At 69.8% G+C, this 13323-nt stretch carries 12 protein-coding genes; 5 read left to right on the forward strand and 7 right to left on the reverse strand.

Translation table 11 applies throughout. The annotated features are described in order from the left end of the window. Nucleotides 1-46 precede the first annotated feature (46 nt). Genes ABZ951_RS23435 through ABZ951_RS23445 form a run of 3 tightly spaced genes read left to right on the forward strand, consistent with a single transcriptional unit; the run spans nt 47 to nt 5071 of the window. Complete coding sequence (locus ABZ951_RS23435) at nt 47-409, forward strand: hypothetical protein (protein ID WP_344088895.1); 363 nt, start codon at nt 47-49, stop codon at nt 407-409. After that, the gene (locus ABZ951_RS23440) at nt 406-4722 is read left to right on the forward strand and encodes a DUF6531 domain-containing protein (protein ID WP_344088892.1); all 4317 of its coding nucleotides are present in this window, start codon (nt 406-408) and stop codon (nt 4720-4722) included. The genes ABZ951_RS23435 and ABZ951_RS23440 overlap by 4 nt, the downstream gene beginning before the upstream one ends. A 4-nt stretch (nt 4723-4726) precedes the next feature. Beyond that, nucleotides 4727-5071 carry a hypothetical protein gene (locus tag ABZ951_RS23445; RefSeq protein ID WP_344088889.1) on the forward strand — a complete coding sequence of 115 codons (345 nt, stop codon included), beginning with the start codon at nt 4727-4729 and terminating at the stop codon, nt 5069-5071. Nucleotides 5072-5079: 8 nt separating this feature from the next. Here ABZ951_RS23445 and ABZ951_RS23450 read toward each other — a convergent pair whose 3' ends face one another. From ABZ951_RS23450 to ABZ951_RS23460, 3 genes are read right to left on the reverse strand one after another with little or no spacing between them, the layout of a single operon-like run. Beyond that, nucleotides 5080-5295: a DUF397 domain-containing protein gene (locus ABZ951_RS23450; protein WP_361280608.1), complete on the reverse strand. Its 216-nt coding sequence runs from the start codon at nt 5293-5295 to the stop codon at nt 5080-5082. After that, nucleotides 5292-5549, reverse strand: a complete 258-nt coding sequence (locus ABZ951_RS23455) for a DUF397 domain-containing protein (protein WP_344088883.1) — start codon at nt 5547-5549, stop codon at nt 5292-5294. Before ABZ951_RS23455 ends, ABZ951_RS23450 begins: the two co-directional genes overlap by 4 nt. After that, nucleotides 5500-6354, reverse strand: a complete 855-nt coding sequence (locus tag ABZ951_RS23460) for a helix-turn-helix transcriptional regulator (RefSeq protein ID WP_344088880.1) — start codon at nt 6352-6354, stop codon at nt 5500-5502. Before ABZ951_RS23460 ends, ABZ951_RS23455 begins: the two co-directional genes overlap by 50 nt. A 160-nt stretch (nt 6355-6514) precedes the next feature. Here ABZ951_RS23460 and ABZ951_RS23465 point away from each other — a divergent pair, with 160 nt between their 5' ends. Further along, nucleotides 6515-7120 carry an ATP-binding protein gene (locus ABZ951_RS23465; RefSeq protein WP_344088877.1) on the forward strand — a complete coding sequence of 202 codons (606 nt, stop codon included), beginning with the start codon at nt 6515-6517 and terminating at the stop codon, nt 7118-7120. Nucleotides 7121-7204: 84 nt separating this feature from the next. Then, complete coding sequence (locus ABZ951_RS23470) at nt 7205-7714, forward strand: N-acetyltransferase (RefSeq protein WP_344088874.1); 510 nt, start codon at nt 7205-7207, stop codon at nt 7712-7714. Between the two features lie 19 nt (nt 7715-7733). Here the strand turns inward: ABZ951_RS23470 and ABZ951_RS23475 are convergent, their stop codons facing one another. The 4 genes from ABZ951_RS23475 to ABZ951_RS23490 form a co-directional block, all read right to left on the reverse strand. Continuing rightward, nucleotides 7734-8009, reverse strand: coding sequence for a hypothetical protein (locus ABZ951_RS23475; RefSeq protein ID WP_344088871.1), 276 nt, complete (start codon nt 8007-8009; stop codon nt 7734-7736). Nucleotides 8010-8052: 43 nt separating this feature from the next. After that, nucleotides 8053-10476 (reverse strand): galactose oxidase early set domain-containing protein, encoded by a 2424-nt coding sequence (locus ABZ951_RS23480; RefSeq protein ID WP_344088868.1) that lies wholly within the window; start codon nt 10474-10476, stop codon nt 8053-8055. Nucleotides 10477-10554: 78 nt separating this feature from the next. Beyond that, on the reverse strand, nt 10555-11748 hold the full coding sequence (locus ABZ951_RS23485) for a glycosyltransferase (RefSeq protein ID WP_344088865.1): 1194 nt from the start codon (nt 11746-11748) through the stop codon (nt 10555-10557). After that, nucleotides 11745-13319 (reverse strand): glycosyltransferase family 39 protein, encoded by a 1575-nt coding sequence (locus ABZ951_RS23490; protein ID WP_344088955.1) that lies wholly within the window; start codon nt 13317-13319, stop codon nt 11745-11747. The genes ABZ951_RS23485 and ABZ951_RS23490 overlap by 4 nt, the downstream gene beginning before the upstream one ends. Between the last annotated feature and the right edge of the window lie 4 nt (nt 13320-13323).

Genomic DNA, 13323 nt, shown 5'->3' on the forward strand with positions numbered 1-13323 from the left:
TATTTTTGACGGTGGATAGTCGGGACCTCGGTGGGGGAGGCGAGCCGTGGGCGACGGCCGTGACAGTGGCAAAGTGTTGGACATCAAGACGGCGGACCTGAAGGCGTCCGCGCCGGTCTTCCACACGCAGAGCGTCAAACTGAGCGAAGCGCTCACCAAGCTCATCACTACCCTGGACGGCCTGGGCAAGCCGTGGGGCGAGGACGACTCCGTCAAAAAGTTCGCCACCGAGTACCCCAAGCGGCAGAAGGAGATCGAGCAGGCGACCGGCACCCTCGTGCTGGGCCTGGTCAGCATCCACGAGGCGATGCTCGACATGGCGGACGGCCACGTCGACAACGACGCCCTGATCGCGGGCATGTTCAACAAGAAGGCCCCCCAGGGAGCCGACGGCAAGGGCGCCAAGTGAGCATCGAGGACGAGGCCAAGAACATCCTCGAAAAGCTCGGCCTCAAATGGCCGGACGGCGACCCGGGGAAGCTGCGGAAGGCCGCCACCGCCTGGAACACCTTCGCCGACAGCGTGGAGAAGATCCGCACGCCGGTGAACAACACGGCGACCTCCCTCATCCACAACAACAAGGGTGAGGCGATCGACGCCTTCGAAATCTTCTGGGCCCGCTACGCCGCCAAGGGGGAGAAGGGCTGGCTCTACGACATCCCGAAGGCCGCCCGCGAGATGGCCGATGCGCTGGAAAAGCTCGCCGCCGCCATCGACGACGCGACCGACAAGCTGTGGACCCAGATCAGCATCCAGGCCGCTGTCATCGTGGCCGGTGTCGGCCTGGCCTGGCTCACCGCCGGCCTCTCGACGGCCGCGTCCGCCAGCGCGGCGGCGGCGATCATCGAGCTGGGCGCCGCGGTGGGCGTCAGCATCTCCACCGTCGTGGCCGAAGTCGTCGCCGCGACCGTCATCTCGGCGGCGTTCGGCGGCGTGGAGTCCGTCACCGTCAACCTGGCCGTCGCCCAGACCCTCAAGATCAGCACCGGCCTTCAGGACGGCGTGAGCCTGGACGACATCAACCACGCCGCCAAGGAAGGCATGATCGTCGGCGGTGCGTTCGGGGGCTTCGGCGGCCTGGCGAAGAACAGCGTCAGACTCGGCGGGCAGATGTCACCCCTGATGCGGGGCGCCCGCCCCAACCTCCTCGAACAAGGCGCCGCCGGCCGGCCCACCGCGAACATCAAGGGCTGCCGCGACCCGATCGACGTCGCCACCGGCGCCATGATGCTGCCCCAGACCGACGTCACCCTGCCGGGCGCCCTGCCGCTCGTCCTCGAACGGACACACCTGTCGTCGTACCGGGCGGGCGGCTGGTTCGGCCCGACGTGGGCCTCCACGCTCGACGAGCGCGTCCAGCTCGACGCCGAGGGCGTGGTGTTCGTCGCCGCCGACGGCATGCGCCTCGTCTACCCCGTCCCGAAGCCGGGGGAGCCGGTCCTGCCCGTCAAGGGCCCCCGCATGCCCATGGAGTGGGACGGCAGGCCCGACGGCGTCTTCACGGTCACCGACCCGTTCGCCGGCGTCGTCCGCACCTTCAGCCGCCCGGCCCCCACGGACGCTCCCGGCGCCGTCCAGCTGCCCCTGGACAGCGTCCACGACCGCAACGGCGCGCGCATCGACATCGAGCGCGCGGCGAACGGCACGCCCACCGCCGTCCGGCACTCCGGCGGCTACTACGTCGCCGTCGACACGGACGGCCCGCGGATCACCGGCCTGCGCCTGCTGGACGAGGCCCCGTCGCCGTACGAGCCGATGCAGGCACTCGGCCGGGGCACCGTCCTGGTCCGCTACGGCTACGACGAGGCGGGCAACCTCACGGAGGTCGTCAACTCCACCGGCAAGCCGCTGCGGTTCACCTACGACGCCGAGGGCCGGATCACCTCTTGGACCGACCGCAACGGCACGTCGTACGGCTACGTCTACGACGAGCGGGGCCGCGTCGTCCGCACGGAAGGCAGCGACGGCTTCCTCTCCGGCAGCCTGGTCTACGACGACGACACCCGCAGCATGACCGTCACCGACTCCCTGGGCGCGCGGGCCACGTACCGGCACAACGCCGACTGCCAGGTGATCGAGGAGACGGACGCGCTGGGGCACACCACCCTCACGGAGTGGGACGAGCGGGGCGAATCCCCCGTGGCCGTCACGGACCCGCTGGGCCGCACCACCCGCTACACCTACGACGAGACGGGCAACCTCACCGGCGTCACCCTGCCGGACGGCATGGCGGGGACGGCGGTCCACGACGCCCTCTGCCGCCCGACCGAGGTCACCGAGCCCGGCGGCGCGGTCTGGCGGCACACGTACGACGAGCGTGGCAACGTCCTCGCCACGGTCGACCCGGCCGGGGCCGTGACCCGCTACGGCTACGACGAGTCGGGCCACGTCGCATCCGTCACCGACGCCCTCGGGCACACCACCCGCGTCACCTGTGACGCCGCGGGCCTGCCGGTCGCCGTCACCGATCCCCTCGGTCACACGACGACCGTCCGCCGTGACACCTTCGGCCGCGTCGTCGAGACGACCGACCCGCTGGGCCGCACGACACGCATGACCTGGACCGTCGAGGGCAAGCCGAGCCGGCGGGAGGACGCGGACGGTCGGCGCGAGACCTGGACGTGGGACGGCGAAGGCAACCTCCTCACCTACACGGACGCCGCGGGGAACGTCACCCGCCACACCTCGACCCACTTCGACGTTCCCGCCACCCGCACCGAGGCGGACGGCACGGAGTACGCCTTCGCGTACGACACGGAACTGCGGCTGACCGGCGTCACGAACCCGCAGGGCCTGACCTGGTCCTACGTGTACGACGAGGCCGGCCGCCTGACGGCCGAGACGGACTTCAACGGCCGGACGCTCACGTACACGCACGACGCGGCGGGCGGGCTCACCTCCCGGACCAACGGCGCCGGAGAAACGATCCGCTTCACGCGGGACGCGCTGGGGCGGGTGATCGAGCAGGACGCCGGTACGGGCGGGACGTCCTCCTTCGCCTACGACGCGGCGGGCAGTCTGCTCCGGGCGGCCGGCCCGGACGCCGAGATCGAGTGGGAACGGGACGTCTTCGGCCGCCCGCTGTCGGAGACGGTCAACGGCCGGGCGACCACCTACGCCTATGACGCGCTGGGCCGCCGGACCGAGCGGGTCACCCCGTCGGGCCTGCGCTCGGAGTGGACGTACGACGCGGCCGGGCACCCCACGGAACTGCGCTCCGAAGCCGGGTCGCTGACCTTCGCCCACGACGCGGCGGGCCGGGAGACCGCGCGCGGCCTCGGCGGCGGGGCGACGCTCACCCAGAGCTGGGACGCGTCCGACCGGCTGACGACCCAGGTGGTCACGGGCGCGGAACGACTCCTCCAGCACCGCTCGTACGCGTACCGCGAGGACGGCTACCTCACGGAAATTCGCGAACTGACGTCCGGCACACGCCGTTTCGACCTGGACCGCTCCGGTCGCGTGACCGGGGTGCGGGCGCACGGCTGGACGGAGCGGTACGCGTACGACGCGACGGGCAACCTCACCCATGCGTCGGCGCCGGCGCACGAGTCGCCCGGCGACCGCGAGTTCGACGGCACGCTGATCCGCCGGGCGGGCCGCGTGACATACGAACACGACGCGCAGGGCCGCCTGATCCGCAAGTCCCACAAGCTGCTGAGCGGCGGGTCACGGACGTGGCTGTTCGAATGGGACGCCGAGGACCGCCTGACGGGCGCGGTGACGCCGGAGGGGGAGAGCTGGGCGTACGCGTATGACCCGCTGGGCCGCCGAATATCGAAGCGGCGGCTGACGGACGAGGGCGGGGTGGCCGAGGAGGTCACCTTCGCGTGGGACGGCACGAGGCTGTCGGAACAGACGACGGTGGACGGCGCGGTCACGACGTGGGACTACGCGCCGGGCACGCACCGGCCGGTGACGCAGACGGACCACCGGCAGCTGGTGCGCGCCGCGGGCGAATCGCTGATCGAGCAATTCACCGGCGACCAGGCCGATGCGGATCACAGCACGCGCTTCCATGCGATCGTGACGGACCTGGTCGGTACTCCGACGGAGTTGGTGACGCCGGACGGCGAACTGGCGTGGCAGCGCCGCACGACGCTCTGGGGGACGAGGCTTCCGGCGCCGCGGGACGCGGGGGTGGATTGCCTTCTTCGGTTCCCGGGGCAGTACCACGACGCGGAAACGGGGCTGAATTACAACTACTTCCGGTATTACGACGCGGAGACGGCGCGGTACATCACGGCGGATCCGCTGGGTCTTCAGCCTGCCCCCAACCACCACGCGTATGTGGCGAACTCGCACACGCTCGGTGACCCGCTGGGATTGGCCCCGTGCCCGGTAACGGAACTGTCACCCACCACGGTGCGTTTTAGTCAGAACTCTGTAACCGAAGCTGAGGAAATCATCGGGAGTATGCGCGCAAAGGGCTGGAAGGGAGATCCGATTGACGTCGTTCGTATGCCGGATGGTCGGCTGACATCGATTGACAATACGCGTGTGCTCGCAGCCCGTTCCACTGACACACCCATTCAAGCGCGAGTGCGGAACTTCGATGACCCTCTACCAGCGGATGTAATTGAGAGTGGGCGGTTCAACACGAAGAAGGCGACTCCTGTCACCTGGGGTGAAGCCGTCACGGCTAGAATCGGTAAGCAGAGCGCAGGCTATCGCAACACCTACCCAATGGGCTCGGACATCACGGGCTGGCGAGGAGACTAAGCAGATGGATCTTCTTCCTGTTGAAGAGCTCCCCGGAGGATTTACTTACCCGGAGGAGTTCCTCCGGGCTGTGGAGTCCGGTTTGGTCGGACTCGATCCCTGGTGGCTTTTGGAAGGCACGAACCTTCGTGCACGGGTGACGGGGCTCCGAGAGCGGTTTCCGGAGCGTCGTCTCATGCCATTCGCGCGACGCGAGGACAACGATGACGTCGCATGTTGGGATCTTGAAGCCGACGTAGTGCGCGTTATTCACGACTTCTCCTCGCCTGGGCGGGAGAATCGGCGTGAGTTCGCCACGTTCTACGACTGGTTGCGGGCAGCCCTGGAAGATTTCATCGAGTTTGAGTGACTTCGCCTTCAGTGGTCGAGGTCTCCTCCTTTTATTCGGGCTAGGAGGCGGTGGAGTCTGGTGACTGTCGTGATGACTGTCGCGTAGGGTGTGGCGCTCTCGCGAAGATGGATCTCTCGGGCCGGAGCAGAAGCCAGATGGATACATGTGGACCCTGCCTCGCAGTATGACGACTTCTGCCAGTGCAGTTCAGTCATAACTCTCTGCCTTCGGGTCGAATTCATGTTGCTATGTTGAGAGTGTCGGCCTTGATGTGGGATATGAGGGGGCGCAGTCTGGCGGGCACCGTGCTGAGTACTGCTTTTGGGGCGTCGCTCTCATGGAGAAGGATTGTGCCGGTAGGGGTTGCGGTCAAGTAGACGCAAGCGGATGCCTCCTCGCTGTACGTGGACTTCTGCCAGCTCAGCTCGGTCACGTTCGTTCTCCCCTCAGAGGATCTGCGCGATGTGGTGTATGAGGTCGCGGGACGCGGCCTCATCGCTGGCGACCGTCTCCATGCGGTCCAACATCAAGCGGTACTTCTCCAACTGCGCCGGTGCGTCGACCAGGGCGCCGCCGTGAGCGACATCAAGCGTCGCGGCGTCGAGTTGGGGAACCGGGCCGTGGAAGTAATCCACCCCATGTCCCGTCGTCGGGAAGGATGTACCTCCGAACGGGATCACCCGAATGGTGATGTTGTGCCGCTCACTCATGCCGATCAGGTGGTTGAGCTGAGCCTTGGCAGTCGCGGGTCCGCCGAACTGCATGCGCAGAACAGCCTCGTGAATGATGGCCGTATAGTGCGGCGGATCATCCCGATAGAGGACCGCCTGCCGCTTGATCCGGTGAGAGACCCGATGTTCGATCTCATGAGCCAGCAGCGGTGGCACTGCCTCACGGAAGATCGCCCGAGCTTGGTCCGTGGTCTGTAGCAAGCCGGGTACGTTGATGACTTGGGCGACCCGCAATCTGGTGGCGTGATGCTCCAGTTCGGCGAGATCGGTCAACCCTGCGGGGAGGAACTCCCGGTACTCCTCCCACCACCCGCGCCTTCGCTCGCCTGTCATCCCCGCCAGGGCCTCGATCAACGCCGGTTCCGAACAGTCGTAGGCCAGGGCCAGCGCCCGCACCCTCTCCGCGCTGACCCCGTACCGGCCGGCCTCGATGTTGCTGATGCGCGACTGAGTGATGCCGAGCCGCATACCGGCCTCCGTGGCGGACAGGTCGGCGCGCTCTCTGAGTCTTCGTAGCTCAGTGCCAAGTCGCCGTCGCCGGACGGTCGGTAGAGGTGTGCTCGGCGGCATTGCGCTCCTCTTTTTTCGCACATGCGTGTGCTGCTGTCACTCGTTCAGGTCTCATGGGCTACGGCTCACGGATTACATGGAATGTAGTCCGTGAAGAAAGCTACGGTGTGGCGCACGCCACTCCGAATGGCTCAACTTCGCCCCCTGTCAGGAGACTTCCATGGCCACCGTAGCCAACCCACAGCCCTGGACGTACACCCTCGAACTGCCGCGCGACCCCCGTGCCGCCGGTGTCGCCCGCGTCGCCGTCCGGACCGTGCTCGGCGCGCACGGCATGGCCGAATTCGTCGACACCGCCGAACTGTTGGCCTTCGAGCTCGTCACCAACGCCTACGTGCACACCGACGGCCCCTCCTCCGTGCGGCTGCGTGGCGCGGAGGGGCAGCCGCTGCGGGTCAGCGTCTGGGACACCAGCCCCGAGATCCCCCCGTTCTTCGGCAATCACGCCGTCGGCGGCGGGCGCGGGCTGACGCTCGTGCAGCGGTGTGCCGCCGCCTGGGGCAGCTACGCCTTCGAGCCGGACAGTCTCGGCTCCACCCGCGGCAAGATGCTCTGGTTCGAACTGGCCCCACCCGAGCGCCCGGCGTTCGTCTCCCCCTTGGGGTGCGCTCAGTGCGCCGAGCTGGAGACCGCTCGGCGGCGGGCCGCCCTCGGTGACGACCGAGAAGCGGCCGTCGACGCCACCATCGCCGTGCGGCAGCACTTCCGCAGCGCCCACCTGCTCCCCGTCCGTCCGAAGTCGGAAGCGGTACGTTTGCGACGCTGAAGCTCGCCACGACCCCCGCCCCGCGTCCCCAACCCACCCCAAAACCCAGCAGCCCCCCGCCCGGCCCCCGTGTTAGCGTCCCGCGTGAGCCAGATCCACAACACCCGCCCCGAGACCCGCGCCGACCTCCCCGCCGTCCGCGCCATCCACCTCGCCGCGTTCGACACCCCCCTCGAAGCCGACCTCGTCGACGCTCTGCGCACCGACCCCGCCTGGATCGACGGCCTGTCCGTCGTCGCCGAAACCCCGGACGGCACGCTCGCCGGGCACGCGCTGCTCACCCGCTGCCACATCGGTGACACCCCGGCCTTGTGCCTGGCCCCCGTCGCCGTGCTCCCCGACCACCAGCGGAGCGGGCTCGGTTCCGCCGCCGTCCGTGCGGTTCTCGAAGCCGCCCGCGGTATGGGCGAGCGCTTCGTCGTCGTCCTCGGGCACCCGGACTACTACCCGCGGTTCGGTTTCCGCCGGGCCTCCGCCGCAGGGATCGGGCTCACCATCGACGTTCCGGACGAGGCCCTGATGGCCCTCGCTCTCGACGACGGTCACCCGCTGCCGAGCGGCACTGTCCACTACGCCGCACCCTTCGGCATCTGACCCGAGGTCCGGGCCGTCGTCAGGCGCGGGTCAGCAGGATGTACCCCCCGAGGGTCATGAGCAGCGCGAACGGGATCATCACCGCCCCCAGGGTCCGGGCGTACCACGCGGTGCCCATGTAGGGCGACGGGGGCGGGCCGAGGCGGCCGGTCGCCTGGTGGATGAGTTCGACCCGCTTGCGGGTGCGCTCCACCTTGCGGGTCACCGTGCCCCGCACGTTGAACGCCAGGACGAGGCCGAAGACCACGCCGGCTATGCCGAACAGGAGGAAGAGGAGAGGGAGGAAGATCGACATCGTGCGAGCTTAATCCGCCCTCTCCGTCCTCAAACGCGCACGCTCACCCGCAAGCGCGCCCGTTCCTGTCCGGGTCGAGCCTCAGCGGGTCCTCCTTGCCGTTGACCTTCAGGTTCTTGTAGCCGTGGGACTTCAGCCACTGGCAGCGGGCCTGCGGCGTCGCGGCGACCTTCTTCGGGAACTTCGTCGGGACGCACACGTTCGCCGCCCCGTAGTGCCGGTCGCAGCCCGAGATCTGCGCGTCGACCTGTGCCGACGCCCGCTTGGGCTGGGACTTCTTCGCCGTCTGCGCCATGTCGCCCGCGAAGTGGTGCACCATCGGTGCCGCCATGGCCTCCGGGCCGCCGAGGTGGACCCAGGAGGCGACCGAGGGGACGCCGGCCGCGTCGACCGCGTACAGCATGTACCAGCCGGGCGGCGCCAGGTTGGGGTTGCTGGTGACGTTGAGGTCGATGGTCTTACCGTCGGAGCCGACGGTCAACGGCAGGTCGACGAAGCGCTGGTTGGGGTCGGAGGAGTGGGTGACGGCCGCCGGACGGATCAGCTCGGCCTTCACGATCGGCCGGTCCACCGTGATCCGCTGGGTGCTGGCGTACTGCCACTTGTCCGACGCGACCGACGTGATCTGCGGGCGCGCGCCCTTGTACAGGTACGGCGGGGTGTAGATCGAGACATGGTCGTCGAACGTGCCGTTGCCGGGGTTGTCACCGACCGCCATCACCCGGCCGTCGGGCAGCAGGAACGCCGAGGAGTGGTACGTCCGCGGGATCGGGTCCGTGGCCAGGCCCGGCTGGAACGTGTCCGTCGCCGGGTTGAAGAAGCTGGCCTCGTACACCGGATCGGCCCGGTCGTGCAGCCCGCCGCCGGTCTCCAGGACCTTGCCGTCGGGCATCAGCACCGCGGAGACGTACATCTTGCCCTGCGCGCCCGTCTGCGGCTTGGGGCCCTGGCCCTGGTCGACGGTGCCCTGCGGGAGGAGCGGGCCCGGCGTGTACCGCGGGTCGGGCTTCTTGAGGTCGATGATGTCCGTGCGGCGGTTGGCCTCGGGGTTGGTGTTGACGTTGCCGCCGCCCATGGTCAGGACCCGCTGGTCCTGGGCGGGGGGCAGCAGGACGCTCGCGGACTGGTCGCGGTTGTCCTTGTCCTGGAGGCCCGGGACGTCCTTGATGGTGTTGGCGCCGTAGTCGTAGACGGACGCGCCCGTGCCGGGGGTGCCGTTGCCGAAGACGTGGCTGCCGGAGTAGAAGAGCCGGCCGTCCTGCATCAGCACCATCGACGGGTACAGGCCCCAGTACGACCAGGTCTGGTTGACCTCGTTCAGCGGCAGCCACTTCTGCTGCGCCTGGCTGAACTTCTCGGCCGTGACGCTGCCGGTCGAGTCCTCGCGCAGGCCGCCGAAGGTGATGACGTCGCCGTTGCCGAGGATCGTGGCGGAGGGGTACCAGTGGCCGTCGTTCATGTCGTTGGTCTTGATGTACGACTCACTGGCCGGGTCGAAGAGGTAGCTGTCCTTCAGGCCCTTGTAGCCGTGGCTGCCGTCCGCGGCGGGGTAGTCCTTGTTGCCGCTCATGATGAGGACCCGGCCGTCGGAGAGCTGGACGTGGCCGCCGCAGAACATGTCCACCGGTGTCGGGATGGTCTTCATCTTGCCGGTCTTCGGGTCGTAGACCGCCGAGGTGAACGTCCCCGCCTTGAACATCGCCGGGTCGTTGCCCGAGCCGGCGACGAGCAGCACCTTGCCGTTGTGGAGTACGACCGAGTGCATGCTGCGGACCGGGTTCTTGAACGGCATCACCGCCCAGCTGCCCTTGGTGCAGGCGGCACCGGCGGTGCACACGTCGCCGGGGGCCGGCTGGGTGGCGTCCTCCATCGCGTAGTCGTCGGTGGTCACCGTGCCCGTGCCGTAGACCGAGACGCCCCACGTGATCTGGTCGGTGCCCGGGGGCACGACGGGGGTGCGGACCTCGGTGCGGGTGTACGCCCCGGCGACCGGGAGCGTCTTGAGGTCGGTCCAGTACTGCCAGCCGTCCTTCACGTCATGGCGGAAGACGGTGATGGACGCGTCCGGGGTGGTGCTCTTGTACCAGAGCGACAGGTCGTACTGGTGGGACGGTGTCACATTGGGGGCGCAGGAGGTGTCCTCGACCATTAACGCCTTGCGGTCCCCGTCGACCCGCCGGGTGATCGACACGGCCATCGCCTTGGCACCGCCGTGGGCGTCCGGTGTGGAGGTGACGGTGAAGTCGTTGTCGCCCCAGCCGGACTTCTGCCAGCACGTCGGCAAGCCGTCGGGCCGCACGGACTCCAGGCCCGGGTTGACGAGGAGATTGGAGCCGGCCTCGGCGGGCCCCGGTGCGGAGAGCAGCAGGCCGAAGGAGGCGGAGGAGGCGAGGAGCAGCGCGGCGGCGGCGCGGGTGCGTCTGGCGCGTTTCTTGAGGGCGGTGCGTCGGGGGGCGGTCAGTGGCATGGACTGGTCCCTTCTCCGCGGCGGGGCGTGGCCGGCCCCGGGGCTCGCCCGGGGCCGGTGCCGTGGTCGCGGCTGGTGCTAGCGGTGCTTGCGGCTCTTGCGGGGCAGGTAGACCAGGGCCTCCGTGGCGGCGAAGCGCAGGACGAAGGTGGTGAGCAGGGCGAGCGCCGTGGCGGGGAGCACGCCGAAGTGGAGGGCGCCGACGAGGACGGCGATCAGCGGGATGCGCAGCAGCAGATCGGCGTTGGCCAGCAGCGCGAAGCGGGCCACGCGGTCCGCCCAGTGGCGGTGTCGCCGGTCGCGGAAGAGCAGCACCTCGATGAGGAGGAAGTTCCACACGACGCCGAACTGGTTGGCGACGATCTCCGCCGGCAGGTAATGCAGGCCGGTACCCGTCAGCAGGTGCAGCCCCAGGAGGTTCGGCAGGAAGCCGGTGAGCCCGATGAGGCCGAAGAGGAGCATGCGGGCGACGGGGGCCGCCGTGCGCAGTGCGGTGAGGTGGCCCAGGAAGCGGAAGCCCTCGCGGGCCGTGGACTTGGACGCGCCCGCGAAGCGGTCCTGGAAGGCGAAGGGCAGCTCGGTGACGGTGGCGGGGCGGCAGCGCACCGCGAGTTCGAGCAGGATCTTGTAGCCGAGCGGCCGCAGCCCCTCCTCGGCCAGCGCGGCCGCGACCGTCTCGCGCCGGATGGCGAAGAAGCCGCTCATCGGGTCGCTGATGCCCCGCAGCAGCCGGGGGAACGTCCCCTTGGCCAGCCAGGTCGCCGAGCGGGACACGGCGACGCGGTAGCCGCCCGCCAGCCCGGCCCGGCTGCCGCCGGGGCGGTAGCGGCTGGCGACGACCAGCTCGGCGCCCTCGCGGATGCCCGCGTCCACCAGGTCGGGCACGAGGTCGGGCGGGTGCTGGAGATCGGCGTCCATGACGACGAACCAGCCGCGGCCCATCGGGTCCACGACCCGCATCCCCTCCACGACCGCCCCGCCGAGCCCGCCGACGGGCTCGTCGCGGTGGATGACGGTCACGGGGAACGGGCACGAGCGCGCCGCCCGCCGGATGACGTCCGCGGTGTCGTCCGTGCTGTCGTCGACGAAGACGACCTCGCACGGGAACCGGGAGGGCAGCGCCTCGGTGAGCCGGCGCAGCAGCTCGCCGACGTTCCCGGCCTCGTTGAAGGTGGGGACGACGACGGTGACCGTCCGCGTCCCGGCTCCGGAGCCGGACGGGCGCAGCGGCGCGGTGTCCAGCTCCTCGGCTCCGGTGCCGAAGCGTGTCATCGGGCGGCTCCCACGATCCGGCGGATCTCGATGCGGTCCTCGCCGCGGCCGAAGGCGGCGACGGGCTCGGAGTTCTCCAGGGCGGCCTTGACCACCGGCAGGTTGACGGCGTCGCGCCGGACGGTCGGCGAGGCGACCACGTAGTCCAGGTCCCGCCAGCCGTTCGGCAGGGTTTCGGCGACGGCCGGGTCGAGATCGGCCTTGTAGAACCAGATGGCGCCGGTGCCGGGTGCGTAGCCGGCGTGCACGAGGTCCAGCCAGATCGCGTCGTCGGCGAGCACGCGCGTGCGCGAGGGGTCGCCGGCCTTGTCCCGCATCCAGGCGGTGGCGCCCCGGTAGGGGGCGTTGACGTCGCTGGTCAGAGCGGTGCGGGTACCGTCGTACCAGCGCGGCCCGGCGTAGGCCACGGCCGCGGCGGCCAGCAGGACCACCGCGGTCCAGCGGGCCGGGTACCAGCGCCGGCGGAAGCCGGGGCGGGTGCGCAGCAGCGCCCCCGCGACGGACGCGGCGGCCCCGGCGAGGGCCAGGGAGACGAACGGCAGCGCCTGGATGACGTACATGGCCGGCAGGTAGCCCGAGGGGCGCATCGCGACCAGGGCGAGGATCAGCACGGCGAGTGCGGGCCCGGCCAGGGCCCGGCCCGTGAGCGACCGGCGGGCGCACACCAGCAGCACGAGGGCGGCGGCGAGCCCGCCGACCGGCAGGACCGTGTCGTAGTACAGCCAGGAGTCCAGCACCTCGTGGGCCGCGGAGCCGCTGTCCAGGATGAAGCCGGAGCCCGCCCGGCTCATCTGGTACGTGACGCCGTCGTAGAGCGAGACGTGACCGGGGCCGGGGAGCAGCTCGTGGTTGAGCAGCGCGAACAGCGGATACGACAGCCCGATCAGCACGCACGCCGTGATCGCGCCCGTGACGGCGAACTTGCGGGTGTCGCGGTGGCTGTGGCGCCACATCGTCACCAGCAGCGCCGGCAGGACGACCAGCATGGTCTCCTTCGACAGCACGGCGACGGCGGCGGCCACCCCCGCGCCGAAGTGGTGCCACAGGTGCCGGCGCGGGGAGGCGGCCAGGCAGAAGGCCAGCAGCATCCACATCACGGCGATGTTGTCGAGGAAGATCTCCCGCTGGAGGACGACCGAGAGCGGGGACAGCCCGAACAGGGCCATGCCCAGCCCCGCCGCCCAGTGCTGCAGCCCCAGCCGCCGCCCCAGCGCGTACACCAGCACCGAGCTCACCGCGGTCACCACCAGCATCGCGCAGCGCATCGGGGCGACGGTGAGGGTCTCGGGCGCGACGAGCGAGGGAAGCCAGGTCAGGGCTGCGATCTGCACCCAGCCCACGGGCGGGTGGTCGTACCAGTACGTGTAGTGGGCCAGGCCCTTGCCCTGCTGGACGGCCCACGCCTGGGCAAGATAAGTGCCCTCGTCGTCACTGAGGTTGGGGTAGCCGGTGGTGTTCCAGCCCTGGACGAGCAGGATCGCGACCAGCAGCAGCCCGCACAGCAGCAGATCGGGCCGGGACCGGCGCAGCCGCAGCACCGGCCTGAGCGTCACCGGTGTCGTCCGGGGCAGGGCG

Source organism: Streptomyces sp. NPDC046215 (assembly GCF_040646215.1).
Lineage (GTDB): Bacteria > Actinomycetota > Actinomycetes > Streptomycetales > Streptomycetaceae > Streptomyces > Streptomyces stramineus.

Bases quoted from the DNA above. Each gene is read 5' to 3' on its own strand.
- ABZ951_RS23450 (WP_361280608.1), bottom strand. From the start codon at position 5,295: ATGAATTCGACCCGAAGGCAGAGAGTTATGACTGAACTGCACTGGCAG.
- ABZ951_RS23485 (WP_344088865.1), bottom strand. From the start codon at position 11,748: ATGACACGCTTCGGCACCGGAGCCGAGGAGCTGGACACCGCGCCGCTG.
- ABZ951_RS23445 (WP_344088889.1), top strand. From the start codon at position 4,727: ATGGATCTTCTTCCTGTTGAAGAGCTCCCCGGAGGATTTACTTACCCG.
- ABZ951_RS23455 (WP_344088883.1), bottom strand. From the start codon at position 5,549: ATGAGGCCGCGTCCCGCGACCTCATACACCACATCGCGCAGATCCTCT.
- ABZ951_RS23480 (WP_344088868.1), bottom strand. From the start codon at position 10,476: ATGCCACTGACCGCCCCCCGACGCACCGCCCTCAAGAAACGCGCCAGA.
- ABZ951_RS23465 (WP_344088877.1), top strand. From the start codon at position 6,515: ATGGCCACCGTAGCCAACCCACAGCCCTGGACGTACACCCTCGAACTG.
- ABZ951_RS23460 (WP_344088880.1), bottom strand. From the start codon at position 6,354: ATGCCGCCGAGCACACCTCTACCGACCGTCCGGCGACGGCGACTTGGC.
- ABZ951_RS23475 (WP_344088871.1), bottom strand. From the start codon at position 8,009: ATGTCGATCTTCCTCCCTCTCCTCTTCCTCCTGTTCGGCATAGCCGGC.